This window comes from Gluconobacter sp. Dm-44, from assembly GCF_018256175.1.
Classification (GTDB): Bacteria; Pseudomonadota; Alphaproteobacteria; order Acetobacterales; family Acetobacteraceae; genus Gluconobacter; species Gluconobacter cadivus.
This window is the reverse complement of record NZ_JAERLZ010000003.1, coordinates 24,384-51,033: the sequence shown is the minus strand read 5'-3', so window position 1 is coordinate 51,033 and position 26,650 is coordinate 24,384. Positions and strand designations below refer to the sequence as shown.

Genomic DNA, 26,650 nt, shown 5'->3' with positions numbered 1-26,650 from the left:
AGCCGAGACATGTCCTGACAAGGATATGAAAAGTCGACTCGTCTGGAAGAACCCCAGCGTTCTGACGAGGATTTCCTAGCACTTCACGCCCATTCTGTCATCAGGGCAATAAGCGTTTATTTATATTTTCTTCTCATGCCAACGACCCGGCGACCAGAGAATATCGGTTTCACCATGATTGTTCGCGTGACGCGCAAGAACAAAGAAGTAATCAGACAATCTGTTCAAAAAACGAAGTCCCTCTACCGGCCTCTGTTCAAGAAGCGCAACACGCCGTTCTGCCCGGCGCGCAACAGTTCTGACAAGATGCGCTTGAGCCGCGACGGAACAGCCCCCTGGCAGCACGAAGCTTCTGAGTTCCTTCTGGTGTCGGCGCAGATCCTCCAGCCTGCTTTCCAGCCATATAATGGCTTCCGAAGGCAAGCTGGGGGTACGTTCTGGGTCAGGCAGACAAAGGTCCGCACCAAGATCGAACAGGCAGGACTGGATCTGACGGATTTCGTCCAGAAGAACAGCCATCCGGAAATCCTGCGCCATGGTACTGCACAAAATTCCCAACTGGGCATTCAGTTCATCAACAGTCCCCATCGCTTCGATCCGGTCTGAAGACTTGGGGACGCGTGTGCCATCTCCAAGAGACGTCTGCCCGCCGTCTCCACCCCGTGTTACGATCTTATCGATGCGGATCGTCATGACCTGTCCAATCCTCCGCGCTGGTCTTAGCGGCTTCTTTTGTGCTTCGCGTGATGACCGATGCTGCGATCGCCCATCAGATCACGGGCGCGGGATGTATGATCCGTCAGCATTTTGTCCGTGTCCGTAGCGAGGGTCTTGATGTCCGGCGAGCCGCCCGAAGCCTGAGCCGTCGCGATGGCCTTGCTCAGATCCGGTGTCCGGATACTGACGATATCGCGCAGGAACATCCGGTCGAATGCAGCACCGTAAAGATGGGAAAACGACTCGACATGCTCCTGATCGGCCGCATCAATCTTGGCGGCAACCGTCAGATTGGCGTCTGAGGCGATCTTGGCGACGGCTTTCTGATTGGTCGTGTAATCACCCTGAACGGTCGAACCGAAGGCTTTGACCACGTCACTGTTGCTATGGGTCGCGGCCAGTGTCGCAATGGCGATCTGGGTCTGATCCATCTCATCCACCTGCTGGAGGAACGCCGCATCTGCCGTCGTCAGCTTGTAGGTCGAAGCGACGCTCGGCAGCGCCGGCGCAGGCGGCGCATCGGGAGCGTTACAGGCCGCAAGACCGGCCAGAAGGCCCGCGGACAGACAGAGGCGGAGATACGAAACAGTCATCGAAGCTTCCTTTTTCAAACGCGCCTGCCTCGAAAAGACAGGCCGCGACAGACTGACAATGCACTCATGACAGTCTCTCATTCGCTGTTCAGACAACACATGATACATTCACGGCATGTCCGCAAACCCCATCCAGCCCGGTACACCAGTTCTGCTTCGAGGCAGTTTCATTTTCGCGGCCCTCTCCGCAGCGTCCGGCGTCATGCTCGGCGCCCTGTCCGCCCATCTGCCGGACCGATTGTTTGCCGTTCCGGGTGGCAGGGCCATGCTGCATTCCGCAGTGGAAATCCAGATGTGGCATGCTCTCGGGCTTGGTCTGCTTTCTCTGAACGCAGCGCGCCTGTCGCCGCGACTGATCCGCATGGCATGTCTGTGCATGGCGGTCGGCATGGTTCTGTTCTGCGTGCCCGTCACCCTGCTTGCGCTGTTTGACCTGAAGCTGGGTCCGGTCTCGATTGGCCGGATCGCGCCTTATGGCGGGACGATGCTCATGATTGCGTGGTGCCTGGCAGCCGTTTCGGCCCTGAAAGTCAGGCCCGGTTTTTTCTAAGCTTCCGAAAAATCAGAAACCCGATGGACTGGACGGCAAGTGCCAGCAGAAAACAGACCACCATGATCCCGGTCAGGATCAGTTGCTCGCGTCCGACCCCTGAGTCGATATGAAACAGGCTGTAGAGTTCCTGCCAGACAGACGTTCCAGCGATATGCTGCGCGGCCTTGATGGCCGGTTTCCAGAAACGGAAGACCGACGCAAAGGCCAGTGTTAACGCCACGAGGATTGCTGTCCGGATCAGGGTTTCCGTAACACTGACTTCACGCGGAGATTCTGCTTGTGGGCGGGGTACTGCTTTTTTCAAACGCATGACCTTTCCTCAAAATTGGGCTTTAATCATCTGTTCCTGTCATTCTGCGTTATGGCATGCAGAGGACAACATCAATGAAAGCCTTTTTCATGAACCGTTCCCTTCTTGCCGCCGGCCTTGGTCTGGCGCTGACTGCAACCCTGCCGGCACATGCCGCGTCCACAACGCCAGCAGTCCCCGCCCCAAAACTGACCGAAACATCCGCACCGCCCGTCGCCGAACCCTATCCCGATACGGCAGTGGCGCACGAGCAGGTAGAACAGGCCTTCGCGCTCGCGAAGAAAACGCATCGTAAGGTTCTGCTCGATTTTGGCGGCAACTGGTGCCCGGACTGCAAAATGCTCAGCGGGATTTTCGCACTACCTGATGCGGCACGTTGGCTGGACAGCCAGTTCGTGGTGGTGCCGATCAATGTCGGACGCATCAACACCAATCTCGATCTGGCGGAACGCTATGGCGTGACCATCAAGGCCGTCCCGACCGTCATTATCGTCACGCCGGAAGGCCATGCCCTGAACGGCGACGGCTCCAAGGCGCTTGGCAACGCCCGCAGCATGTCACCGCAGGCTGTTCTTGACCTCATTTCTGATTGGAACAAACGCGGATAAGTCCTTGAGGCTCCGGCTTTTTTCCGGAGCCTTACTCTATCCTTAAAGCGCGAGCACCTGCTCGGCTTCATGGACGACTTCAGCGAGCACATCTGCTTCAAACGGAGAGGTCAATCCTGCTTCGGACACGAGTTGCGCGAACGGTTTCGACCCACCTTCGGCGCAGAGCCTGCGGTAGATTTCCAGCGTCCCTTCCCGGTCCAGACGCGACCCCAGCCAGAGTTGCAGAGCACAGCACTGTGCTAATGCATAGTCGATATAATAAAACGGCAGCCGGTAAATATGGAGCTGGGCCTGCCAGCGGCCACCCTTGGCCGGATAGGCCAGATCGCCCCAGTCCCGCCAGGGTATGTAGAGTTTCTCAAGCCGCTCCCAAGTCTGATGCCGTTCTTCTGGCGTCATGTCAGGATGGGCATAAATCTCATGCTGGAAGTGATCCACACAGACGCCATAGGGAAAGAACGACAGCGCATCAATCAGATGCATGCGCCGATATCGTTCTGCCGCGCCATCCTCGACCAGGTCTCCAATCTGCGGCCAGCTCAGGAACTCAAGGCCCATGGAGTGGATTTCCGCCGCTTCCATGGTCGGCCAGAGTTGATCGATCCACGGCAGATCACGGCTTTTCCAGTTCTGGAACGCATGACCCATTTCATGGGTGAAAACGCCGATATCGTTATGGGTGCCATTGAAGTTAGCGAAAATATAAGGCGTCCCGACCGTCGGAAAAGACGTACAGAAGCCGCCTCCCGCCTTGCCCTCTCGGTTTTTCAGATCGAGATACCCAAGATCGCGCATCTGGACGTAAAAATCCGCCATTTCCCCTGAAGGATCGAGGTCGCGGAACATGGTTTCAGCGCGCGCCACCAGCAGGTCATGATCGCCAGCGGGCTCGGGATTACCCTGAAGGTCAATCAGAGCCTCATCCCACGCCATCACCTTGTCCCAGCCCATTTTCAGACGACGACGCTCCATGAGCGCGCTGATCAGGGGTGTGACATAAGCCAGAACCTTCTCTCGAAAGGCTGCGACCTGCTCGGGACCGTAATCTGTCCGGCGCATCCGGCGATACCCGAGTTCGATATAGTTATCGAAACCAAGGGTTTTCGCCATCCGGTCCCGCAGAGCGACCAGTTTGCCGTAAAGGGCATCCAGTTCAGCGCCGTTCTGCTCGAAAAAATCCCAGCGCGCCTTTTCCGCCGCATGACGGACATCCCGATCCATGCCCTGAAGATAAGGCACCAACCCCGACAGGTTCAGGACTTTGCCATCGAAAGAGATTTTCGCAGCCGCCAGAAGCGCCGTGTATTCCCCTGAAAGACGGGCTTCCTCTTCCAGATCCGTACTGATACGCGGATCGAATGTGGTCGTATCAGCTTCCCAGAGCCGCACCACATGCGACGTTACAATGGCTTCAAGACCCGCGCGGTCGGGATCGGCCAGAAGACGCTTCTTGACCGTCACCTCATGATCGGTTACGATCGGAGACAACCGATCCGCATAATCCCGATCTGCCTTGGCGGTCTCATCCTGTGTATTGCGCGAAAATTGCAGATGAACGTGCGATGCCCACGACTCATACTCGCGTCGGACAGCATCAAAAGCCTTCAGGGCTTCCACCCGGTCCCCGGCATCCAGCAGAAACGCGATGGCATCGTAGCGCGCTTTGAGCGACTGCTCGTCAGGCCGGGGGAAAGACAGTTCGGAAAAGGGAGGGAGTGTCTTCGTCATGATGCAAGTCTGACACTCCCCCGCTTCTGCGTCCATGCCCTGCCCTTGTTGCCATCAGACGGGGCGGATCTCGCCCACAAACTGGGCAATACGGCGGCAGGCTTCTGCAAGCTGTACATCGGACGCCGCAAAAGACAGGCGAAGATACGGGCTATATCCGAACGCCGAACCCGGAACGGTCGCAACATGCGCCTCTTCGAGCAGGGCTTCCGCAAATGCCACATCCGTGTCCAGAAGACGCCCCTGCCCGGATGTGCGACCGACCAGGGCCGCGACACCCGGGTAGGCATAAAACGCCCCTTCCGGCATGACGCAGGTCAGTCCGGGAACCTTCTGCAAGGCACCGACAACCAGCGCCCGACGTCGCTCATACGTCGCCAGCATGTGTGCAATTCCGTCAGCGTCCCCATCAAGCGCGGCCACCGATCCGGCCTGTGCCAGCGTGCAAACGCCCGAGGTGGAATTGCCCTGCACCGCCACCATGGCCTGAATTAGAGGCACAGGACCACAGGCAAACCCGACGCGCCATCCCGTCATGGCGTAGGCTTTCGCCATCCCGTTCACGATCAGAATCCGATCCGCAAGATCAGGCGCGACATTCAGCAAGGAGAGGTGTTTGCGGCCGTCGAACGTCAGATGTTCATAGATCTCGTCGCTCATCACAAGAACATGCGGCGCCTTACGCAGCACATCTGCGATGGCTTCAAGGTCCTGCCGTACCAGAATGGCACCGGTTGGGTTGTTCGGAAAATTCAGAACCAGCCATTTCGTGCGCGGCGTAATAGCTTCGCGGATGGCCTCAGGATCAGGACGAAAGCCGTCCTCTTCCCGGCAGCAGATTTCGACCGGAACCCCGCCCAGCATCCGGGTAATCAGCGGATAACTCACCCAGTACGGCGCAGGAATGATGACCTCGTCGCCAATTTCCAGCGACGCCATCAGCGCATTGAAAATGATCTGCTTGCCGCCATTCGCAACCATGATTCGACTGGGCGCAACGTCCAACTCGTTGTCACGCCTGAACTTGCGGATAATGGCATCGATCAGCGGCTTCTGTCCGGGGATCGGCGGATAGCCCGTATCCCCGGCTTTCGCGGCTGCATAAGCGGCTTCAATCGCTTCTGGAGGAGACGGAAAATCCGGCTGCCCCAAGGCAAGTGAAATGACATCCGCGCCCTGCGCCCTCAGTTCGCGGGCGCGGGCAGCCATGGCGATCGTTGCAGGTCGCGGCAGATCCGCAAGGCGTGATGCGATGGTAAAACTCATGAAAGACCCTGACAGAACTTCTGGATCCGGGTGCAGGCTTCAACCAGAAGATCCGTGCTGGTGGCATAGGAAATCCGGAAATATCCCGGGGTCAGGAACGCCGTTCCATGCACGGCCGCCACGCCGGTTTCTTCCAGAAGAGCCGTTACGAAAGCCTCGTCACTCTCAATCAGACGACCGCCCTTGCTGGTCTTGCCCAGAACGCCAGCAATGGACGGAAAGGCGTAGAACGCCCCTTCAGGGAGAGCGCAGGTCAGACCGGGTGCATCATTGAGCATGCCGATCACCAGATTGCGCCGCTCCTGATAGACCGCCACCATCTCCGAAATGAAATCCTGCGGGCCGGATACGGCCTCCTGCGCTGCCGCCTGCGCGATGGAACAGGGATTGCTCGTGCTCTGTCCCTGCAGCTTGATAAGCTGTTTTGTGAACTCCACCGGTGCGGCGGCAAACCCGATCCGCCAGCCTGTCATGGCATAGGCTTTGGAGACACCATTCATCGTCACGGTCCGGGACCGCAGACGCGGCTCGACCTGCACAACGGTCTTGGCAACAGCCTCATCATACAGGAGCTTGGCGTACATATCGTCCGTCAGGATCCAGATATCCGGATAGTCCAGCAGGACATCCGTCAATTCCTTCAGGGCTACCTCGTCATACGCCGCCCCTGTCGGATTGCAGGGCGAATTCAGGCAGAGCCATTTCGTGCGAGGCGTGATGGCCGCACGAAGCTGTTCTGCCGTCAGGCGAAAGCCATTTTCGGGGGCCGTCTGGATAATGACAGGCGTTCCATCGGCCAGCGTTACGATGTCGGGATAAGACACCCATGCAGGAGCCGGGATGATGACCTCATCGCCTGCGTTCAGGGTCGAGACCATGACATTATAGATAACCTGCTTGCCACCCGTGGAAACGCAGATTTCCTCGGCCTTGTAGTCCAGATCGAAATCGGCGTTCAGACGCGCTGCGACCGCCTTGCGGAGTTCAATCGTGCCCGGAACATCCGTATATTTTGTCTTGCCGGCCTCGATCGCCCGGATTGCCGCACGCTTGATGAAGTCGGGCGTATCAAAGTCCGGCTCACCCGCAGAAAGGCTGATGATATCACGGCCCTCTGCCTTCAGGGCACGGGCTTTCTGGGTCACGGCAATCGTCTGACTGGGAAGAATGCGGTTCAGACGGTCGGCAATAAAGGACATGACAAGGTTCCGGATCATTTCGATGGCGCGATCCTAGGCATGTTCCAGCAGTTTTGACCACAGGCAGCCGGGCTGCGATCAACAAAAAGGGCGCCTTCCCTAAGGAAGGCGCCTGATATTTGCCAGATAGGTCCCGTAAGAGGTCAGGCGAGCTTTTCCATCTCGCGCAGAACGGCTTGTCCCATCATTTCGGTTCCGACTCGAGCCATGCCGGGAGACATGATATCCCCGGTCCGCAGGCCCGAAGCCAGCACGTTCGAGACAGCCGTTTCAATAAGATCTGCATCCTCGCCACGATTGAGCGAATACCGCAGCAGCATGGCGAAAGAGAGGATCTGGGCCAGCGGATTGGCGATCCCCTTGCCCGCAATATCCGGCGCGCTGCCATGGATCGGCTCATACAGCGCATTGCGTTTGCCATAGGCGCGAACCGGGCCAAGCGTTGCAGACGGCAGCATCCCGAGTGAACCCGTCAGCATCGACGCCAGATCGGACAGGATGTCTCCGAACAGGTTCCCAGTTACAATGACATCAAACTGGTTCGGGTCACGCACGAGCTGCATCGCGCAGTTATCGGCCAACATGTGCGAAAGCTGGACGTCGGAATATTCGCGCTTGTGAATGTCGGTTACGACTTCCTTCCACAGGAGGCCGCTTTCCATGACATTGCACTTCTCGACCGAGCATACGCGGTTGTCGCGCTTACGGGCCAGATCGAACGCCACACGCGCCACACGCTCGATTTCGGACGTTGTGTAAACTTCTGTGTTGATGCCGCGACGGGAGCCGTCAGGCAGCGTTTCGATTCCACGCGGCTCACCGAAATAGATGCCGCCGACCGTTTCGCGAACGATCATCAGGTCAAGTCCGTGCACCACTTCCGCCTTCAGCGCGGAGGCGTCAATCAGGGCATCAAACAGCTTGGCCGGACGCAGATTGGCGAACAATTCAAGTTCTTTGCGGAGCTTGAGGATCGCTACTTCCGGGCGTTTGTCGAACCCGACATGGCTCCAAGCCGGATCTCCCACCGAGCCAAACAGTACCGCGTCAGACTGGCGGGCCAGTTCAATGACCTCATCGCGGATGGGGACCCCATGCACGGCCAGCGACGCTGCGCCGACAAGTTCTTCCGTGATTTCAAGCTTCAGTCCGCGATGCGCACTCATCCAGTGCACGATCCGCGCCACTTCGCGCATGACTTCCGGTCCGATCCCGTCTCCGGCCAGAACCAGAAGCTTGTGTGCGTCGCTCATTTCACAGTCCCTATGGTAATTGACGGCACCCACGCACGGCTGGTGCGATGTTCGAAGCTGCTGATTTCGGCATCATGCGCCATGGTCTGACCGATGTCGTCCAGCCCTTCCAGCAACATGTGGCGACGGAACGGATCGACCTCGAACGCGATGGTCTCGCCATTCGGACGCACGATAACCTGACGCTCCAGATCTACTGTCAGACGCGAATTCGAACCCTGACGCGCATCGTCCATCAGTTCGTCGCAGATCTCACGCGGCAGCGGGATCGGCAGAATACCGTTCTTGAAGCAGTTATTGAAAAAGATATCGGCAAAGCTGGGCGCGATCACACAACGGATCCCGAAATCCAGCAACGCCCACGGGGCATGCTCGCGCGAGGATCCGCAGCCCAGATTGTCGTAGGTAATCAGGATTTCGGCGTGCCGGTATGGTTCCTGATTGAGCACGAAATCCGGCTTTTCATTGCCATCGGCGTCATATCGCTGGGCGGCGAAAGCATTTTTGCCAAGACCGGTCCGCTGGATGGTCTTGAGAAAGCGGGCCGGAATGATCTGGTCCGTGTCGATGTTCTCGGTCGGCATGGGCGCCGCAATGGCGGTGAGTTCCGTGAACTTGTCCATCAGACGGTCTCCTTCACCAGTTCACGCACATCGCACAGACGCCCCGTGACAGCTGCCGCTGCCGCCATGGCAGGCGAGCAGAGATGCGTGCGACCATCCGGCCCCTGACGCCCTTCGAAATTACGGTTGGAGGTTGAAGCGCAACGTTGGCCCGGCGTCAGACGGTCGGGGTTCATGCCCAGACACATCGAGCAGCCTGCCTCACGCCACTCAAAACCGGCATCAAGGAACAGCTTGTCCAGTCCTTCCGCTTCAGCCGCATGCTTCACCAGACCGGAGCCGGGCACAATCATGGCCCGAACGCCCTCGGCAACATGCCGCCCGCGCACCACATCCGCAGCAGCGCGCAGATCTTCCAGACGACTGTTCGTGCAGGAGCCGATAAACACGACATCCACTGGCGTTCCGGCGATCTTCTGGCCGGCTTCAAGACCCATATAATCCAGGGCACGCTGGATCTGGGCGGCACGGGCCGGATCCGCAACGTCCGACGGAGACGGCACGGAACCGTCGATCGGCAGCACGTCCTGCGGGCTGGTACCCCAAGTGACGGAGGGAATGATTTCCTCCGCAGCGAGCGTGACTTCGGTATCGAAATAGGCACCTTCGTCAGACGCCAGACTGCGCCAGTACTCACAGGCCTGGTCGAACGCTTCGCCCTTCGGCGCAAACGGGCGGCCCTTCACATAGGCGAAGGTCGTCTCGTCAGGCGCGACCAGACCTGCACGTGCACCGGCTTCGATGGACATGTTGCACAGCGTCATACGCCCTGCCATGTCCAGATCACGGATCGCAGATCCTGCAAATTCAATGACATGGCCAGTGCCACCCGCGGTGCCAATGCGCCCGATGATGGCCAGCATGATGTCCTTGGCCGTTACGCCCGGACCGACCTTGCCTTCGACCGAAACACGCATGTTCTTCGCGGGCTTCTGCAGGATCGTCTGGGTCGCGAGCACATGCTCGACCTCGGACGTGCCGATCCCGAATGCCAGCGAACCAAGAGCGCCATGCGTGGAGGTATGGCTATCGCCGCAGACGATCGTCATGCCCGGCAGGGAAATGCCCTGCTCCGGCCCGACAACATGCACGATCCCCTGAGAGGCGGAACGCAGCGGGAAATAGGGAATGCCGAATTCGGCAACATTCTTCTCAAGCGTTTCGATCTGGAGGCGGCTCTGCGGCTCCTCGATCGGCTTGGAACGGTCGGACGTGGGGACGTTGTGGTCCACCACGGCCACCGTGGCATCCGGACGACGCACACGGCGCCCGGACAGCCGCAGACCTTCAAAGGCCTGCGGGCTTGTCACCTCGTGAACGAGGTGCCGGTCGATGTAGAGGATGCACGTCCCGTCTTCGAGACGTTCGACGACATGATCGTCCCAGATCTTGTCAAAAAGGGTTCTGGGCGAATTGCTAACGGGCATCCTGTCTCTACTCCGAACGGTTTAGGAAGCGGCCTTGCTGTCCGCCTTCGGCAGATCGCGGGGACGCTCGGCAATACGGGCGGACTTGCCCGAACGGCCACGCAGATAATACAGCTTTGCGCGACGGACCTTACCGCGACGCACGACTTCGATGCTGGCGATCGACGGTGCGTACAGCGGGAACACGCGCTCGACGCCTTCACCGTTCGAGATCTTGCGAACCGTGAAGTTGCTGTTCAGACCCTTGTTGGAACGGGCGATGACAACGCCTTCGAAGCTCTGAACACGCTCACGCGTGCCTTCGACAACGCGGACGCCAACGCGGACCGTGTCACCTGCAATGAACTCGGGAACAGCGCGGACGCCGGAAAGACGCTCGATTTCGCGCGCCTCATACTGCTGGATAATGTTCATGACCAAACTCCTGAAAACAAAACTTCAATGGACCTGCTGTCGTGCCAGATACGCATCCCAGAGGTCCGGGCGGCGCGCCTTCGTGACGGCGATTGACTGTTCATGGCGCCAGCGGGCGATGGCACCATGGTTGCCGGAGAGAAGAATGTCGGGCACGTCCCGCCCGTCCCACACTGCCGGCTTGGTGTATTGTGGATATTCAAGAAGCCCTTCGGCGAAGCTCTCGTCCTGACCGCTGACATCTGACCCCATGACGCCGGGAAGGAGCCGTACGCACGCATCCAGAAGAGTCAGGGCAGGAATTTCCCCGCCCGACAGCACGACATCGCCCATGCAGAGCTGTTCGATATCGTGCTTCTCCAGAACGCGCTCGTCCACGCCTTCAAAGCGCCCACAGAGAACGACGACCCCCGGTCCGGACGACAGGCGCTCCGCATCTTCATGCGACATGCGCTTCCCCCGTGGCGTCGGGTAGACAACCGGGCGCCCATCCAGCGCGGGAAGCGCCGAGAGGGCCGTATCCAGAACGTCTGCCCGCATCACCATGCCGGCTCCGCCACCAAAAGGCGTATCATCGACGGCCCGGTGACGTCCCAGTCCATGCTGGCGCAGATCATGCGCCTCACAGGACCAGATCCCCCGCTCCAGCGCCCGGCCCGCAAGGGAGAACCCCAGCGGCCCCGGGAACATGTCGGGAAAAAGGGTCAGGATGTCCGCGCGCCAGCTCATGCCCGCACTTGGACCTCGCCGGAGAGATCCCCCTCGACCTCGACTTCAACAGGAGGGACAAGGGTCACTTCCCGTTTCGCAAGATCAACGCGCGGTACGCAAGCCAGCGTGAACGGCACGATCAGGCCACGATCCACTTCGAGGCTGACGCCTGCGCCGTAATCGTGAACGACCGACACCGTCCCGAGAACCTCTCCGTCTTCCGAGACAGCCGTCATACCGATCAGATCGGCATGATAGAATTCGTCGTCTCCGGCTTCCGGAAGAACGGTACGCGGAACATACAGCTTGACATTGACCAGACGTTCGGCGGCCGTACGGTCAGGAAGATCCTGGCCTTCGGCATCCGTCAGTGCAGCCACGCCAGCCGAAATCCAGCGTGCCGTCCATGCCCTGCCCTGCCCGTCATGCAGCACGCCCAGCGTCTCGACCGAAGCCGGATCATCTGTGGCAGCATGAAGATGCACCAGACCGCGGACACCGTGCGGACGACCGACGGTGGCAATCAGGACATCGCTGTCAGGGTTGAAGCGGGGCACGTCTCGGGCTTCCTGAAAAGCAGCTCAATCAGGCCGCAGCAGCGGCAGCAGCAGCCTTGGCGCGTTCCTGAGCCTTCGCCTTCGGAGCGGACTGCTTGGGCTGCTCGTTGTAGGTCGGCTTCGGAGCCAGGCCTGCATTGCCGAGGAAGCGGGCAACACGGTCCGTGGCGAGGGCACCGTTGGACAGCCAGTGCTTGATGCGCTCGTCAACCAGACGGATACGGTCGGCGTGATCAGCCGGCAGCATCGGGTTGTAGGAACCAACCTTCTCGATGAAACGGCCATCGCGCGGGCTGCGGCTGTCGGCGACAACGATGTGGTAGTAGGGACGCTTCTTGGCACCTGCACGTGCAAGGCGGATCTTGAGGCTCATGAAATACTCCTGAGAGACAGAACTTGTAAAAAACGGGACAGATCAGACGAAAGGCGGGCGTCCGCCGGGTTTGCCCCCGGGGCCACCCATGCCCTTCATCAGATCCGCCAGACCTCCTGCACCACCCATGCCGCGCATCAGGCCACCAAGGCCCATCTTGCTGATGCGTTTCATCATGGTGGACATGTCGTTGAACTGTTTGAGCAGACGGTTGATCTCCGGAACCGTGGTTCCGGAGCCTGCCGCAATGCGCTTTTTGCGGGACGCCTTGATGATCTCCGGCGTCTTGCGCTCCTGCTTCGTCATCGAGGAAATGATGGCTTTGTGACGCTTGAAGATCGACGTATCGAGCTCCTTATCGCCCAGCATATCCTTGATCTTTCCCATTCCCGGCATCATGCCGAGAATGCCGGAAATCGAGCCCATGCGGTTGATCTGGTTGATCTGGGACACATAGTCATCCAGATCGAACTTGCCCGCGAGCATCTTCTTGGCGACGCGCTCACCTTCCTCGTGATCGAGGGTTTCAGCAGCACGTTCCACCAGCCCGGCAACGTCACCCAGACCGAGAATACGGCCCGCGACACGCTCGGGATGGAATTCTTCAAGCGCTTCGAGGTTCTCGCCCGAACCGGTCAGCTTGATCGGCGCGCCCGTGATGGCCTTCATGGACAGGGCCGCGCCACCGCGGGCGTCGCCGTCCATCCGGCTCATGACAACACCGGTAATGCCAACAGCTTCGTTGAAGGCTTTCGCGGTGTTGACGGCGTCCTGACCGGTCATCGCGTCAACGACCAGCAGCGTCTCGGCAGGCTTGGTGAGCGTACGGATTTCCCGCACTTCATCCATCAGCGCTTCATCGATGGACAGACGGCCTGCCGTATCGAGAATGACGACGTCATAACCTTCGAGACGACCGGTCTCGAGCGCACGCTTTGCGATCTGGACAGGCGACTGCCCGACAATGATCGGCAGAGCCTGAACGCGACCCGTCTTGGCGTTGACGCGCTCAGCCAGCTGCTGAAGCTGGAGTTGCGCAGCCGGACGCTGGACGTCGAGGCTGGCCAGAAGGACTTTCTTATTCTCGCGACCGGACAGACGCAGGGCGATCTTGCCGGAGGTCGTGGTCTTGCCCGAACCCTGCAGACCCACCATCAGCACCGGGACCGGCGGATTGGCGGACAGGTTCAGCGGAACAGCCCCTGCCCCGCCCAGTGCGTCGATCAGGGCATCGTTGACGATCTTGGCCACGGCCTGACCGGGAGAAACGCTTTCCAGCACTTCCTGCCCAACAGACCGCTCGCGAACCTTGTTGACGAAGTCCCGCACCACAGGCAGAGCAACGTCTGCCTCCAGCATGGCGAGACGTACTTCACGCATGGCCTCGGTGACATCAGCCTCCGAGAGCTTCCCGTTCTTGGAAAGCCCTTCGAGGACACCGGACATCTTGCCTGAGAGTTGATCGAACAACGGGTCACCTTAAAAGCAAACAGAAACACGCCACTGCGCGAGTCTTCGCGAGGTGGCGTGTCCGGAAACAGAGTTCGTCTATCGCCTTGCCACACAGGCGTCAAGCGATAGACGCAGAAACCTCGGTTTTCAGGGCATATCGTCCGGTTCGCCTTCTGGCGGATGCCCCATCAGAGCCTTCATTTGCTCATGAAGCGCCTTGAGCTTGTCCATGGTCTCTTTGCCCTGCTGGCGCTGAGCAGGCGTCAGCAGATCATGAAGCTGTTCCATGGTTTCAAGATGCAACGCGGAGACTTTCGCCTTGAGGGCGTTTTCCTGCCCACTCAGATCTGTCAGCGTTGCACGATCCAGATCGCCGACAGCACTGAGAGCATCGTGGATCTTGCCTTCGATCGCCCGTCCCTCGAGACGAAGCGCGCGCTCATCCTGATGAGCCTTTTCAAAAATGGCCTTGAGCTTTGTTTTCTGAGCCGCCGTCAACGTAACGCCGGGAGGAACAGGAGGCATCATACGGCCAGGAGCGCCACGCGGACCTCCCGGAGGAGGCTGAACCCAGTCAGACGCATGATGCGCCTGTGCCGAAGCCACAAGAGGAGTTCCCATCAGGCCCAGAGCCGCAATGACGGGAAGAAAAACAACAGGACGAAGGATCGTCATGGACGTCATATCCTTGGAGGTTATGGCAGCCGGAAACGCACAAGGCGCCTTCCATGACGTTCTAGATGGCATGCTTCAATGTTGCTGAGTTCCCCCTCCTCCGTTTCAAAGAGTAAGGAGAGAGGGTATATGTAACATAGCGACTTGACGGCAAATGTTTCCCGTCGCATGAAGCATCCAGATCCGAACAGAAGTCTTCAGAAATGAAGCCTGCCGGATGGAGAGGTGGCCGAGTGGTTGAAGGCAGCGGTCTTGAAAACCGCCGTGCGTGGAAGCGTACCGTGGGTTCGAATCCCACCCTCTCCGCCACTAAGATAAATTTCATGATATCCCGTCACATTCGGTCCTGAATCTCGCAGGGGTGCGCGATATTCAAGGACCCTAAAGCGGGCTGAGGTTTTCCGGGAACTCCCTATCAACGCGATCCTCTATTGATCCGCAAACAACGCCAGGCAGAAGCCCGCAAGCGGCATAACGGATACAGCATAGACTGAGCGCGATTTTCCCTCGGCACCCCCGCTGGTCTTGGCACATTATATCCCGCAACAATCATCAAAAGGCAGTCGTCTTAATAAGAAGAGGTATCAGTCTGCCATCACAAATCTGGGTAAACTGCACGATCAGTTCTGCGAGGTTGATGCCATTTCAGTTCATTTTGTAACGCTACTGGCGATCATCTTTCTGGCCCTGTCATCTATACCGCCCAGTATTACCTGATATCGTCGGTATATATGCGCCAACACGCCTCAGCAAAGTCCTGAACATGAATTCACGCGTCCAGAAGCAAACTTTTCAGATCCGTGACGCACGCCTGACGGACATAGAGCAACTGCCTGCCATTGAACTTTCTGCAGCACAATCTTTCAGGTCTGTGCCGGGACTAGCTTGGATTGCGACCTCAGAGACGATACCAGAGGAGGCGCACCGAAGCTCTATACAGACAAAGACATGCTGGGTAGCTGTGGATACAGCAGATACGCCTGTCGGTTTTCTGACAGCTTCTGTGAAGCATAAGGACGTCCATATTCTTGAAATGTCAGTCGCGTCGTCCTGGCAGAAATGCGGGATCGGGAAAGCATTACTACAACATCTTAAACACTGGGCTCTACGCAAAGAGCTGGCAGATATAACTTTGACTACTTTTCAGGAAATTCCATGGAATGCACCATTTTACTCCAAAATGGGTTTCGTGATCCTTACGCATGACGAGTTGAATCAGCGCCTGATATCCATCCTCGACAGGGAGCAGGCACATGGATTTCCAGAGGGTTCCCGGTGTGCAATGCGGTTCGATCTAAGGCGAATCACAGACTAAAAGGGCATTTATTTTGTATCTATAAATCAATAATACCCTTAACGCACAAACATACAATTACTTTAAAAAATTAGGATTTGATTTTAATTGTTATAATTTTACGATCACTTCTCTTTTTTCAGTTTCTCTCTGTCGAGTATGATCTCTTTACGGTCCACGCCCCATGCATAACCAGACAGAGAGCCGTCACGGCGAATCACACGGTGACATGGAATTGCGACGGCCAACTTGTTAGCCGCACAGGCCTTTGCCACTGCCCGTGTGGCACGTGGCAAACCAATATATTCCGCAACAGCAGTGTAAGACCGCGTCTCCCCAAAAGGAATATCGCGAAGGGCCTGCCATACTCTGCGCTGAAATGCTGTGCCTCTGATATCCAGCGGCAAGTGAAGTCCGATTTTAGGTGCTTCAATAAATCCTACGACTTCAGACACAACCGCTTCATAGTCCGCTTCGGCACCGAGCAGGTGCGCTTTGGGGAACATATCCTGGAGTTGGCGAAGGAGCACTTCAGGATCATCACCAAGCAAAATAGCGGCTACCCCCGCAGCACTTGAGGCCACGAGAAGATCACCAAGCGTTGTCTTTGCAATCGCGAATTTAATATCTTCGTCGGCTCCTCCTTTGCGGTAGCGTGATGGTGTCATACCAAGCATGGCACGAGACGTTTCGTAGAACCGACCACTAGAGCTGAAGCCGGAATCGTAGATCGCATTAGTGATGGTTGCCTCGCGCGCCAATGCCGCGCGAACGCGCTTTGCACGATGTGCGGCAGCATAGTCCTTGGGTGTAAGCCCGGTATGGGTCTTAAAAGTGCGATGAAAATAGCTGCTGCTCAGGCCAACCGCCTGCGCAAGATCTATCAGGGAAAGGCTTTCTTCGCTTTCCTCGATAAGGCGACAGGCCATTGTCACGGCTGCGGCGCTCTTCATCAGAGCCAGTTCTTTTCTGTACGCGCCCGATCCACATCAGGCATCCGATAAATTGTTTCATCAATTTCGGCGAGACGGGATGGCACGATCTGAGCATCAGAAACTCCGTACAGTTTTTGGAAGTTCATGATGAGAGGATGCCATTTATCCGGGTCAATTCTATTCTCGTATCCTTCCATAAGGATGCCCGGATGCGCATGGACACGCGTTATACGCACTTCGAAAGCCGAGATGAGGCCTGCAACCTGGGGATCATCGTCCATGATACCGTGCTGCGCGACCAGAACGGCTTCCAGTTGAATTGGACATTCCAGAACACGAGGCGCGTTGACCGTTTGAGACGCGACGGGTGTAAGACCCGCAACTTCAAATTTGGACGGCTCGTAAGTATAGCCCAGTTTTTGTTTGAATTCAGGAATGCTTTTGCTTCCAGTGAGGTGAGCAAGCCTGTTCACTGCTTCAGCCTGTGCCGGAGATGGAAGGTTGAGGACGCATTGTCCTGTGCGTAACATATTCTGTGGGGTTTTTGACGCCGTCTGAAGTCCTAGCATGGCTCTCCAGCCCAGCCACCACGCGGATGACATCGGCGCAAGATTAGAGCTTCCGTCTTCATTAACCGTGCTGATCAGGACAACTGGAGTCCCTAGATAAAGAATGGACAGCTCAATCGTGAGATGCGGATCGTTCATCGAAAAATTCCTGGCGATAAAGACGGATTCTTATGTCGCCTTCGGTGCCCTCACGAACTCCGTTTCTTGCCCTTAATGCCTTTTTTATTCGCCATGAAAATCGATAAAACTGCGACGCTGCGCCTCACGGGCGGCCACCCAATCTCTCGGCAAACGTCCGCTTTCAGAGACAAACGAAAGGTCTGGTTTAGAGATAGACTATATCAGCCCTGCCTTCCCCCTTCCTCATGCATTCTTGCGGAAGAGGTATTTCCTGGAGCGCAGCAGGATCTGCCACAGAACACGGCGCCCCCAGAGCGAAAAGCGGTTTGACGGGACGAACAACTGGGAACGCAGAGCGATGAATCTCTGATGCTTGCGGACAAATGGACGCATCCGGGCCTCGAACATTTTCAGCGCACCATCAATGCCCTGCGGACAAGCCGCGAAAGCTTCACCGAGAACCTGTCCACCAAGCATCCCGGCTGAAGCCCCCATGCCTGAATACAGTGTCAGGCACCAGGCTGAATCCCCAAGCAGCAGAACACGACCTTTCGACCATCGGGGCATTTTGACCATCTGAACGGAATCAAAAAGGAAGTCGTCTGTTGTTGCCAGATCCTCAAGAGCTTTGGAAATAATCCCGCCCACATCCAGATCGGCAAATATCTGGCGCAGCGTGGAAAGCGGATTTGTTCTGGAAGCTTTTTCCGGATTTCTGGTTCGGTACGAGAAAAGTGCGGTTGAGGGACGTCCTTCCAGAGGAAAGACAGTCAAAGTGCGCTTTACGTCTGCAACCATAAGGCCATCGCCCGCTTTGAAACCCTCAACGGGGCGCGCCAACGGAAAAGCACACAGCATTGTGCCAATCGAATGAAAGAATGCCTCATCAGGTCCAAAAACAAGTTTGCGAACGGTCGAGCGCACCCCGTCAGCGCCAATCACAAGATCATAGGTTTCTGTCGTTTCCTCACCGCCTTCTGTTCGGAGTATGACCTGCGCCTGTGTATCGCCATTCACAATTGCCGAAGGGACAGTGCTGAACCGGACGTCCACCTTTCCTTCAATTCCGGACCAGAGAGCTTCTTCGATATCCCCTCGCAGTACGGCAATCGGCGCGTTTGTCTCTTGCGTCAGATCGGCAATGCGTCTGCGGGTGCCATCCTTACGCACATCCCAGAAACGAATGTTTTCCGGGGTTCTTTTTTCCATGACATCCAGAACACCCAAAGCCGAGGCGGCATTTTTTCCCTCATCGCGCAAACCGATGAAATACCCACCTTTTCGCCGCTCGGGAGCACGTTCGACAATCACAGGCGTCCAGCCCTGACGCTGCAATGCGATGGCAGCAGACATGCCGCCAATGCCGAGGCCTACGATCAGTGCGCGCTGTGTCATATAACGTATTCCAGTGGAGTGATTTCTCAATCTGAACATTGCATAGATTGAAGCAACCATCAATTTGAACGATGTTCACATTAACGTACAGGAGGTGATATGAGCGTGACAGCACGGGAAAGCTATCACCACGGCGATCTGAAAACGGCACTTATTGTGGCATCAGAAGCCATCATCAGGGCAGAAGGCGTTGAAGGGTTTACCTTGAGAAAAGCTGCGAAGTCTGCTGGCGTCTCTCCCGGAGCCCCCTCGCATCATTTCAATGGCACAAGGGGGCTTCTGACAGCTGTTGCCATCCGGATTTTCAAGCAGCTCGGAGCGGAACTGGATGCTCTCCCGTCATCCGGAATGCCGGCTCAGGATCTGCGGACGCAGGCTCTGGGCTACGTGACATTCGCCGCACGTAATCCCGGATTATTCCGGCTTATTTGCCGCGTTGATCTGATTGATTTCAAAGACGCTGATTTGATACAGGCTTCTTTTGAAGCACTGACACACTATGCCCATGCCGCAGCAGCCTATTTCGGACACGAACCACCCAATCTGCATCACCGTGTCTTTCGTCCCCATATGGCCAGTGCAATGGCAACGGCTCATGGACTGGCGCATATGGTGATAGAAGGCCGCCCTGCACTCTTGTTCGATACGCCAGATCCGATCAGTACTTTCATCGAGACGGCGCTTCCCTCCATTCTGCTGGCGACGTGGCCAGACCCAACCAGCATTGATGCGTAAAGATCACTCAAGCGCGCAAAAACAGACCGTCATCATTCAGGCGAAGCGTGGATCTGATGTCAAAACTCAATTGGGGCGGGTTTTCAGAAGAAGAGCTGCGAACCCAACGAAAATCACTCCTGTGACACGGTTGAAGATGCGTTTGATGGAGGGACGCGTCAGATAATGGGATAACGAACGCCCCCCTGCGGCATAAATGACGTACCAAAAACATTCGACAGCCGAGAAGCTCGCAACAAGGATTGCAAACTGAGGGGCCTGTGCGGCAACGGGATTAACAAATTGCGGGAGAAAAGCTGCTGCGAACAGAAGAAGCTTGGGATTACTGATACCGATGATAAAGCCGCCCCGAAACAGAATGGCCGGGGAGAGAGACACAGGGAGCTTGTCCTCACCGACATCGAGAGGTGCAACATCGCTGCGCCACGCTTTGATGCCGAGATAAAGCAGATAGGCGACACCGACATATCTCAGAATTTCGAAAGCGCCCGGAAGTGCCATAAGCAGCGTGGTTAATCCTACGGATGACGCTGTCAAAACGGTCACGAGTGCCGTGAGGCAGCCAGCCATGGCAGCAGTGCTTCGCTTCATACCAAGGTCAACACTGCGCGACAGAATGTGCAGCATATTAGGGCCCGGCGTGCCTGAGAGCAGAAAGACAGCGGCCAGAAAAAGCCACCAAGTGTGTAGTGTCATAATGCCATTTCTCCTTAACCCAAGCGTGCCATCCGGGAATGATATGTCTTACACATCCTTCCCATCCTGATGGGTTATAAAAAATCATTGGGTGCAGACATTTTGGCCGGGTCAGGCATGATCTGTCTGTCATAGGTTTTTCTGCGCTTCCACCGCTCTCAGGCGGCTGAAACCCTCTTCAAGGTCAGCCATCAGGTCATCGACGTCTTCCAAACCGATATGCAACCGTATGAGATGCCCGGTTTCCGTCCATTGTGTTGCAGTGCGCAGGGAACGGGGATCCACGGGCAGCGCCAGACTTTCAAAACCACCCCAGCTATAGCCGATCGTAAACAGCTTCAGACCGTCGATCATAGCTGCCACGAAATCGGATGACGGACTACGGGTCACGAATGACAGCAAGCCGCTGGCCCCTCGGAAATCCCGCTGCCACAGAGCATGATCCGGATGAGACGGGAGCGCGGGATAAAAGACACGCGAGACTTCAGGCCGCTGTTCCAGCCAGTGGGCAATGGTCAACGCACTTTCCTGATGCCGTTGCAGACGGACATCGAGGGTACGAAGCCCGCGCAGAACGAGCGTCACATCGTCCGGCCCGACGTACTGGCCAACTTGGAAATGCATGTCTCTGACCTGCTCCCACGCCCGGGGGCCACAGGCGATCGTGCCCAGCATCACGTCGGAATGACCACCGATATATTTCGTGGCTGCCATGATGGACAGATCAACACCCAGTTCCAGCGGCTTCAGGAACAGAGGCGTTGCCCAACTGTTATCCATCAGGACGAAGATATCACGCTCATGGGCTACGGCAGCGATAGCGGGAACGTCCTGAACTTCGAACGTCCCGGAACCGGGAGATTCGAGGAAGACGGCACGGGTATTGGGATGGAACAACCCGGCGATGCCAGCCCCGATGCGGGGATCGTAATAGGTGGTTTCGATATTCATCCGTCGCGCCGCCGTATCACAGAAATGCCGGACCGGGCCGTAAACGCTGTCGGGAACCAGCAGATGATCGCCCGCACCACATACCGCCAGGATCGCTGTGGTACAGGCGGTCAGTCCGGACGGGCAGAGCACCGTGCCGACAGCCCCTCCTTCCAGCGCGTTGATAGCCTCACACAGCGCGGTTGAGGTTGGATTACCCCATCGACCGTAACGATAGGGCTGCGTCCTCCCAGCCAGAGCAGCGACCGTGGGAAAGGCGACAGTCGAACCGCGATAAAGGGCAGGGTTGATGAACCCATGGTGCTCTGATGGATTGACAGCAGCATGGGCCAGGAGCGTGCGATCATTCATTTTCTTAGTCATTTTGTCTCCATTTCCTTTAAACGTAGGAAATCCCTGACAAAATGTGCTTTCAAAAAACTGATTTCATGGACGCATTCGGGAAAGAATATTAACTTTTCCCGATGATAAAGCTGGATCAGATCGACCGTACGATTTTACAGGCGCTTCAGGCGGATGGACGCCTGAGCAACAGCGATCTGGCGCAGCGGGTCGGTATTTCCGCGCCCGCGTGCTGGAAACGGCTGAAGCGGCTGGAAGCCGACTGCATTGCGGGATACCACGCAGAGTTAGACGCAAAAGCGCTTGGCCTCAATCTTCTGGCGTTTCTCAGCATCATGCTCGATGACCATTCAGAAGAAACGATGACCGGGTTTGAAAGCGCAGTCTCGAAAATGCCCGGAGTGATCGCCTGTCATAATGTCTCGGGAAAATATGATTATCTGCTACAGATAGTCGTCCGGGACATGAACGATTTTCATAATCTCTCGATGCGGCAAATCCGGATGCTGGGGTGCATCAAGGAAATGCATACGCATTTCTCAATCCGCGAAATCAAACGGTCCGGCAGCTTGCCCGTGTGACATCACGCCGAAAGCCCCTCTGACCAGTGCCTCCCTACCGCATGAAAATAAAGGTTTTTTCGACGTGTCATTGATGGGCAATCCTCACCCAGCTTCGCTCCGGGCCCAGCACTCAACCCGTTTGGCATTCCTCATCGCCGGTTTTTCGGGTGCGGCATGGGCGCCGATCATTCCCTATGTCAAACTGCGATGCGGCCTCACAGACGCCCATCTTGGTCTGCTCCTTTTATGTCTGGGGATGGGATCGATCATCGCCATGCCCATTGCTGGAAGTCTGGCTGGACGCTTCGGTTGCCGGTGGATCATTGCAATGGCCACCCTGGCCGTCTGCTGCGCTTTGCCTGTTCTGGCGTCTTCAGACTTTATGCCTTTTCTTGTTGCCGCCCTGGTTATTTTCGGCGCGGGGGTTGGATCGATTGACTGCGTCGTCAATGTCCAGGCTGTTATTGTCGAGCGCGCCTGCCAGAAAACCATGATGTCGGGCTTTCATGGCCTTTTCAGCGTAGGCGGCCTCCTCGGAGCCGTAGGCGTGAGCAGCCTGCTCAGCCTTGGCTTCACGCCCACTCAGGCCTCTCTTGTCGTTGTTGTTTTGCTGTTTCTGAGTGCATGTCTGGCGCTCTCTGGTCTGCTGACCGGGCGAACCAGTTCGGACGCCGGGACCGCCTTTGCTCTCCCTCATGGGATCGTTCTGATCATAGGGATTATGTGCTTTATCGTCTTTCTGGCGGAAGGAGCTGCCATCGACTGGAGTGCGGTCTTCCTGGCGACAGTGCGCCACGTCGAGATGCGCTATACGGGGCTAGGATATGTTGCGTTTGCTTCCACAATGACAGTCGGGAGATTGCTGGGAGATCGGCTGGTTCGCCACATCCCCGGCCGTGTGCTGGTCATAGGTGGAAGTCTTCTGGCTGCCATGGGAATGTTTCTGGTGACGATGTTTCCGGTCTGGCAGCTGACCCTTGTGGGCTACGCACTGGTTGGCGCAGGGTGTGCCAACGTGGTTCCAGTGCTTTATTCAGCCGTTGGAAGACAGACTTTCATGCCAGAACATCTTGCAGTGTCGGCCATAACAACGCTCGGATATTCAGGAATTCTGGTTGGCCCTGCGGCCCTGGGGTTTGTCGCCCAGAGTGCAAACCTTCCCATCGCGCTCGGAAGCGTGGGGGTTTTGCTCATCTTTGTCGCCTTGATGGGGCTGATACTTCCCCAAGCTCTCATCAGTGGTGAAACTTCGCGCTAAGAAACACGAACCATGGAGATGGATCGAAAATTCCCTATGGCTTCTTCTCACCCAGTATTTCCGGAGTGTTCACTCAGCGGCTGAAAAGGAGTCAATGACAGGCAAAAATGCTTCGTCCTGACCTTTGCAGTCCGCAGCACCGGGCTTGAAAACCGTGTGTTCGTCGCCCCATTTTTTGAGCGCCATGATGACGGGCTCGAGGGTCCGCCCGCGCGGGGTGAGACTGTATTCCACCTTTGGTGGAACTTCCGGGTAGACCGTCCGTAACACGAACCCGTCACGCTCCAGTTCGCGAAGCTGGGTCGTCAGCATTCTCTGCGTGATGTTGGGCAGGCGCCTGCGGATGGCGTTGAAGCGTAATGTTCCCTGAAGCAGATGATAGAGGATCACGCCTTTCCATTTCCCGTCGATGAGCTGAAGCGTTGCTTCAACAGCGCAGCCGGGGCTGCAATCGAGCGACTGATGGCGGATGCGGGTCATAACGGTATCATTTCCGACACTATGGGCGTTAAAAGTGCGTTCTTGCCTGAAAACAGCATAATGCTCACTCTTCTCCTCATTCAACAGAGGAGCAGAGATCATGCGGGCCATCGGTTATCAGACGCCGCTTCCCATCGAAAATCCGGCATCCCTTCAGGACATTGATCTGCCAAAACCTGTTCCTTCGGGTCGGGATCTTCTGGTGGAAATCAGGGCCGTGTCGGTCAATCCGGTTGATACAAAAGTCCGTCGCAGTGCGACGCCGGAGGCGGGTCAGTGGCGTGTCCTGGGCTGGGATGCGGCGGGAGTTGTCGTCGGCACCGGACCGGACGTCACGGATTTTTCTGTCGGCGACGAGGTCTTCTATGCGGGCGCAATCAATCACCCGGGGACCAACGCGGAGTTTCATCTGGTTGATGAACGGATTGTCGGTCGCAAACCCCACTCTCTGAACTGGGCCGAAGCCGCCGCCTTACCGCTGACAGCAATCACCGCCTGGGAAATGCTTTTCGATCGTCTGGACATTCGTCGGCCTGTCCCGGGAACGACGCCGTCCATATTGATCATCGGGGGCGCAGGCGGGGTCAGTTCCATGGCGATCCAGCTGGCCAAGGTTCTGACCGACATCACGGTCATTGCCACGGCTTCGCGCCCTGAAACGCAGGACTGGGTCACATCTCTCGGGGCAGATTGTGTGATCGATCACAGCAAGCCTCTGGCCGCACAGGTTGCTGCCCTTCCTACCGGCGCTCCTGGTTTTGTTTTTTCCACGACGCAGACGGATCGACACCTGGCGGAGATCGTCGAACTTCTTGCCCCTCAAGGACATTTCGGCCTGATTGATGATCCGGCTGAACTCAATGCTGTACCCCTCAAGCGCAAAAGCCTGTCCCTGCACTGGGAACTGATGTTCACGCGTTCACTATTTGGGACGGAAGACATCAGCGCTCAGGGGAAAATCCTGAACGACGTGTCGCGGCTCGTAGATGAAGGTCGTCTTCGCACGACGCTCGGCAAAAATCTCGGTCTCATCACTGCCGCCAATCTGCGAGAGGCTCACGCTCTGATCGAGAGTGGTCAGGCCAAAGGCAAAATCGTTCTCGAGGGTTTCTCTCCCTGAACGGAGACGACCATGACGAAAACAACCAAAGCGCTTGAGAGGAGCAGACCTCATGAATGACGAAGAACATCTGATGACCCTGAACCGGACGGGAGGTCGCTTCGATCTCAATAAAATTGCGGCGGCATTTCCCGAAACGGCGGACACGATGCTGCTGGACACCTATCTGACCGACAAGCCGGAAGCGAGTATCCGGGTCTTCCGGATCTATCGGGATGTGCCGCCGCATTATCATACCCAGTGCGATGAAGTGCTTCATGTCCTCTCCGGGACAGGCACATTCTGGATTGGGGATCCCAAGAAGGAGGCGCCGTTTGCCCCCGGCCATCTTCTGGTATTCCCCCGTCGGGCCGTGCATGCCGTACCCCGCATTCTAAGCCATCCAGTTATTTTTCTGGCCATCGACACGCCGCGACGGGCACCAGACGACGTGGTGTTCGTCGATCCTGCTGACGGCACGCCCTCCGGTTTTATTGCCGGGATCTGAAGGCATGGGAGTCATGAAACAGAATCGGCAGCAGGCTTTCTCTAAAAGAGGCCTTCGCAGGATCGCCATTGCCGTTTTCACGGGATTCGTTGCAGCCTGCGCGCATTCCGCCCCGTTGCGTGCCCAGACCATCAGGATTGAGGCGACCACTACAGCCATGGACTGGAACGCCGTGGCGCTTTCAGGCGGTCGTGTGTTTGTCGCAGGCCCCCGTTGGACGGGGTTTTCCGGACCGGCCGTAGGTCTTCTGACGAAGAATGGAAAGATAGAGCCGTTTCCGGACGCTGACTGGAATGGTTGGCAATCCGGACGGGATGCGACGCATCGGTTTGTCAGCGTCAATGCTCTCCACGTTGCTCCTGACGGCACGCTCTGGGTTGTTGATACGGGAACTCCGTCTTTTGGAGGTTCACCCGTACCCGGGGCAGCGAAACTGGTCCGTATTGATCCGGCAACAGGTCATGTGCTGCGGATCTATCCTCTGGGCCCAAAGATCGCGCAGGCAGGCAGTTATATCGACGATATCCGTTTCAACGGGCCGCATGCCTATCTCACGGATGCGGGCAAGGCAGCGTTGATTGTTCTTGATATCAGAACAGGCCAGGCACGCCGCGTTCTGGACAACGACGCGTCCACCCGCGCACGGACAGATCGACCGATTGTCATGGATGGGCACGTCGTGGAGAGCCGCCTGCATCAGCCGCTTCTGGTGAATGTCGATCCGCTTGAAGTGAGTCCGGACGGGAAATGGCTGTATTTCGGGCCGCTTGAAGGGCCTTGGTCTCAAGTTCCGACAGCACTTCTTGACGATCCCAATATATCGTCAACCGATCTGTCTGCGGCTGTAAAGCCTTGGGCAGATTTACCTCCAATCGGGGGCAGCGCCATGGATACTGCCGGAAACCTCTATTTTACCAATCTGAAGGATGACGGCGTCTATCGAAGGGACGTTTCCGGGAAGATCACGAAACTGCTCTCGGACCCACGTCTGCACTGGGCGGATGCACCTTGCCTTGCACCGGATGGCCGAATGTGGCTGCCTGTCGCGCAACTGGATCGTCTTTCGATGTTCCATCAGGGGCAATCCCGCATCATACAGCCGTTTCTGCTGGTATCTATCGATCCCCATGCCGGTCAGGTCAAACCCGGGCGATAGAGTCGGCATGAACTGACAGAAGACATTGTTATTTATTAAAATGGAATTCCCTACTTTATAAGAATAATGGTCTTTGGTACGGACCCG

At 56.9% G+C, this 26,650-nt stretch carries 30 protein-coding genes and 1 tRNA gene; 10 read left to right on the top strand and 21 right to left on the bottom strand.

What is annotated here, in order from left to right; translation table 11 throughout:
* Positions 1-120 precede the first annotated feature (120 nt).
* Together JK213_RS05495 and JK213_RS05490 are read right to left on the bottom strand one after the other, a co-directional pair.
* On the bottom strand, positions 121-693 hold the full coding sequence (locus JK213_RS05495; RefSeq protein WP_194262162.1) for a cob(I)yrinic acid a,c-diamide adenosyltransferase: 573 nt from the start codon (positions 691-693) through the stop codon (positions 121-123).
* Between the two features lie 26 nt (positions 694-719).
* Positions 720-1,310: a DUF4142 domain-containing protein gene (locus tag JK213_RS05490; RefSeq protein ID WP_194262163.1), complete on the bottom strand. Its 591-nt coding sequence runs from the start codon at positions 1,308-1,310 to the stop codon at positions 720-722.
* 115 nt (positions 1,311-1,425) lie between these two features.
* On the opposite strand from JK213_RS05490, the gene JK213_RS05485 reads away from it, so the two are divergent.
* A complete protein-coding gene (locus JK213_RS05485; protein ID WP_194262164.1) occupies positions 1,426-1,860 on the top strand; it encodes a DUF423 domain-containing protein in 435 nt (144 codons plus the stop codon).
* Here the strand turns inward: JK213_RS05485 and JK213_RS05480 are convergent.
* Complete coding sequence (locus JK213_RS05480; protein ID WP_194262165.1) at positions 1,841-2,173, bottom strand: hypothetical protein; 333 nt, start codon at positions 2,171-2,173, stop codon at positions 1,841-1,843. The genes JK213_RS05485 and JK213_RS05480 overlap by 20 nt on opposite strands.
* An 89-nt stretch (positions 2,174-2,262) precedes the next feature.
* Between JK213_RS05480 and JK213_RS05475 the strand changes: the two genes are divergently transcribed.
* A complete protein-coding gene (locus JK213_RS05475; protein WP_228125435.1) occupies positions 2,263-2,781 on the top strand; it encodes a thioredoxin family protein in 519 nt (172 codons plus the stop codon).
* A 42-nt stretch (positions 2,782-2,823) separates the two neighbouring features.
* On the opposite strand, the gene JK213_RS05470 is transcribed toward JK213_RS05475, so the two are convergent.
* The 12 genes from JK213_RS05470 to JK213_RS05415 form a co-directional block, all read right to left on the bottom strand.
* The gene (locus JK213_RS05470) at positions 2,824-4,512 is read right to left on the bottom strand and encodes a M3 family oligoendopeptidase (protein ID WP_194262167.1); all 1,689 of its coding nucleotides are present in this window, start codon (positions 4,510-4,512) and stop codon (positions 2,824-2,826) included.
* A 54-nt stretch (positions 4,513-4,566) separates the two neighbouring features.
* Positions 4,567-5,778: a pyridoxal phosphate-dependent aminotransferase gene (locus JK213_RS05465; protein WP_194262168.1), complete on the bottom strand. Its 1,212-nt coding sequence runs from the start codon at positions 5,776-5,778 to the stop codon at positions 4,567-4,569.
* Entirely contained in the window at positions 5,775-6,977 is a 1,203-nt protein-coding gene (locus JK213_RS05460) for a pyridoxal phosphate-dependent aminotransferase (RefSeq protein WP_194262216.1), read from the bottom strand. The genes JK213_RS05465 and JK213_RS05460 overlap by 4 nt, the downstream gene beginning before the upstream one ends.
* A gap of 143 nt (positions 6,978-7,120) precedes the next feature.
* Positions 7,121-8,230 carry a 3-isopropylmalate dehydrogenase gene (leuB, locus tag JK213_RS05455; protein WP_194262169.1) on the bottom strand — a complete coding sequence of 370 codons (1,110 nt, stop codon included), beginning with the start codon at positions 8,228-8,230 and terminating at the stop codon, positions 7,121-7,123.
* The gene (gene leuD, locus JK213_RS05450) at positions 8,227-8,853 is read right to left on the bottom strand and encodes a 3-isopropylmalate dehydratase small subunit (RefSeq protein WP_194262170.1); all 627 of its coding nucleotides are present in this window, start codon (positions 8,851-8,853) and stop codon (positions 8,227-8,229) included. The genes leuB and leuD overlap by 4 nt, the downstream gene beginning before the upstream one ends.
* Complete coding sequence (gene leuC / locus JK213_RS05445) at positions 8,853-10,280, bottom strand: 3-isopropylmalate dehydratase large subunit (protein WP_194262171.1); 1,428 nt, start codon at positions 10,278-10,280, stop codon at positions 8,853-8,855. The genes leuD and leuC overlap by 1 nt, the downstream gene beginning before the upstream one ends.
* A 21-nt stretch (positions 10,281-10,301) precedes the next feature.
* Complete coding sequence (gene rplS, locus JK213_RS05440; protein ID WP_041110658.1) at positions 10,302-10,694, bottom strand: 50S ribosomal protein L19; 393 nt, start codon at positions 10,692-10,694, stop codon at positions 10,302-10,304.
* A 24-nt stretch (positions 10,695-10,718) separates the two neighbouring features.
* On the bottom strand, positions 10,719-11,423 hold the full coding sequence (gene trmD / locus JK213_RS05435; protein WP_062109737.1) for a tRNA (guanosine(37)-N1)-methyltransferase TrmD: 705 nt from the start codon (positions 11,421-11,423) through the stop codon (positions 10,719-10,721).
* Complete coding sequence (gene rimM / locus JK213_RS05430) at positions 11,420-11,962, bottom strand: ribosome maturation factor RimM (RefSeq protein WP_194262172.1); 543 nt, start codon at positions 11,960-11,962, stop codon at positions 11,420-11,422. Before rimM ends, trmD begins: the two co-directional genes overlap by 4 nt.
* Before the next feature lie 28 nt (positions 11,963-11,990).
* Entirely contained in the window at positions 11,991-12,335 is a 345-nt protein-coding gene (gene rpsP / locus JK213_RS05425) for a 30S ribosomal protein S16 (RefSeq protein ID WP_062029531.1), read from the bottom strand.
* 42 nt (positions 12,336-12,377) lie between these two features.
* Positions 12,378-13,805, bottom strand: a complete 1,428-nt coding sequence (ffh, locus tag JK213_RS05420; RefSeq protein ID WP_194262173.1) for a signal recognition particle protein — start codon at positions 13,803-13,805, stop codon at positions 12,378-12,380.
* A gap of 129 nt (positions 13,806-13,934) precedes the next feature.
* Positions 13,935-14,462: a Spy/CpxP family protein refolding chaperone gene (locus tag JK213_RS05415; protein ID WP_228125436.1), complete on the bottom strand. Its 528-nt coding sequence runs from the start codon at positions 14,460-14,462 to the stop codon at positions 13,935-13,937.
* A gap of 219 nt (positions 14,463-14,681) precedes the next feature.
* Here JK213_RS05415 and JK213_RS05410 point away from each other — a divergent pair.
* A tRNA-Ser gene (locus JK213_RS05410) sits at positions 14,682-14,771 on the top strand.
* 454 nt (positions 14,772-15,225) lie between these two features.
* The gene (locus JK213_RS05405) at positions 15,226-15,777 is read left to right on the top strand and encodes a GNAT family N-acetyltransferase (RefSeq protein WP_194262174.1); all 552 of its coding nucleotides are present in this window, start codon (positions 15,226-15,228) and stop codon (positions 15,775-15,777) included.
* Between the two features lie 104 nt (positions 15,778-15,881).
* Here the strand turns inward: JK213_RS05405 and JK213_RS05400 are convergent, their stop codons facing one another.
* The 3 genes from JK213_RS05400 to JK213_RS05390 form a co-directional block, all read right to left on the bottom strand.
* Positions 15,882-16,709 (bottom strand): bifunctional transcriptional activator/DNA repair enzyme AdaA, encoded by an 828-nt coding sequence (locus JK213_RS05400; protein WP_194262175.1) that lies wholly within the window; start codon positions 16,707-16,709, stop codon positions 15,882-15,884.
* Positions 16,709-17,398: a flavin reductase family protein gene (locus JK213_RS05395; RefSeq protein WP_211571299.1), complete on the bottom strand. Its 690-nt coding sequence runs from the start codon at positions 17,396-17,398 to the stop codon at positions 16,709-16,711. The genes JK213_RS05400 and JK213_RS05395 overlap by 1 nt, the downstream gene beginning before the upstream one ends.
* 225 nt (positions 17,399-17,623) lie before the next feature.
* The gene (locus JK213_RS05390) at positions 17,624-18,775 is read right to left on the bottom strand and encodes an FAD-dependent monooxygenase (protein WP_194262177.1); all 1,152 of its coding nucleotides are present in this window, start codon (positions 18,773-18,775) and stop codon (positions 17,624-17,626) included.
* A gap of 99 nt (positions 18,776-18,874) precedes the next feature.
* Here JK213_RS05390 and JK213_RS05385 point away from each other — a divergent pair, with 99 nt between their 5' ends.
* Complete coding sequence (locus JK213_RS05385; protein WP_194262178.1) at positions 18,875-19,510, top strand: TetR/AcrR family transcriptional regulator; 636 nt, start codon at positions 18,875-18,877, stop codon at positions 19,508-19,510.
* Positions 19,511-19,576: 66 nt separating this feature from the next.
* Here the strand turns inward: JK213_RS05385 and JK213_RS05380 are convergent, their stop codons facing one another.
* Together JK213_RS05380 and metC are read right to left on the bottom strand one after the other, a co-directional pair.
* Complete coding sequence (locus JK213_RS05380; RefSeq protein ID WP_194262179.1) at positions 19,577-20,206, bottom strand: LysE family translocator; 630 nt, start codon at positions 20,204-20,206, stop codon at positions 19,577-19,579.
* A gap of 129 nt (positions 20,207-20,335) precedes the next feature.
* On the bottom strand, positions 20,336-21,520 hold the full coding sequence (gene metC, locus JK213_RS05375; protein ID WP_194262180.1) for a cystathionine beta-lyase: 1,185 nt from the start codon (positions 21,518-21,520) through the stop codon (positions 20,336-20,338).
* 101 nt (positions 21,521-21,621) lie between these two features.
* Here metC and JK213_RS05370 point away from each other — a divergent pair, with 101 nt between their 5' ends.
* Together JK213_RS05370 and JK213_RS05365 are read left to right on the top strand one after the other, a co-directional pair.
* On the top strand, positions 21,622-22,080 hold the full coding sequence (locus tag JK213_RS05370; RefSeq protein WP_194262181.1) for an Lrp/AsnC family transcriptional regulator: 459 nt from the start codon (positions 21,622-21,624) through the stop codon (positions 22,078-22,080).
* A gap of 121 nt (positions 22,081-22,201) precedes the next feature.
* Complete coding sequence (locus JK213_RS05365; RefSeq protein ID WP_228125437.1) at positions 22,202-23,320, top strand: MFS transporter; 1,119 nt, start codon at positions 22,202-22,204, stop codon at positions 23,318-23,320.
* 69 nt (positions 23,321-23,389) lie between these two features.
* On the opposite strand, the gene JK213_RS05360 is transcribed toward JK213_RS05365, so the two are convergent.
* Complete coding sequence (locus JK213_RS05360; RefSeq protein ID WP_211571298.1) at positions 23,390-23,800, bottom strand: helix-turn-helix domain-containing protein; 411 nt, start codon at positions 23,798-23,800, stop codon at positions 23,390-23,392.
* A gap of 100 nt (positions 23,801-23,900) precedes the next feature.
* Between JK213_RS05360 and JK213_RS05355 the strand changes: the two genes are divergently transcribed.
* Genes JK213_RS05355 through JK213_RS05345 form a run of 3 tightly spaced genes read left to right on the top strand, consistent with a single transcriptional unit; the run spans position 23,901 to position 26,563 of the window.
* Positions 23,901-24,920 (top strand): zinc-binding alcohol dehydrogenase family protein, encoded by a 1,020-nt coding sequence (locus JK213_RS05355; RefSeq protein ID WP_194262183.1) that lies wholly within the window; start codon positions 23,901-23,903, stop codon positions 24,918-24,920.
* Between the two features lie 52 nt (positions 24,921-24,972).
* Complete coding sequence (locus JK213_RS05350; RefSeq protein WP_194262184.1) at positions 24,973-25,407, top strand: cupin domain-containing protein; 435 nt, start codon at positions 24,973-24,975, stop codon at positions 25,405-25,407.
* A 13-nt stretch (positions 25,408-25,420) separates the two neighbouring features.
* A complete protein-coding gene (locus JK213_RS05345) occupies positions 25,421-26,563 on the top strand; it encodes a major royal jelly family protein (protein ID WP_228125438.1) in 1,143 nt (380 codons plus the stop codon).
* The last annotated feature ends 87 nt before the right edge of the window (positions 26,564-26,650 follow it).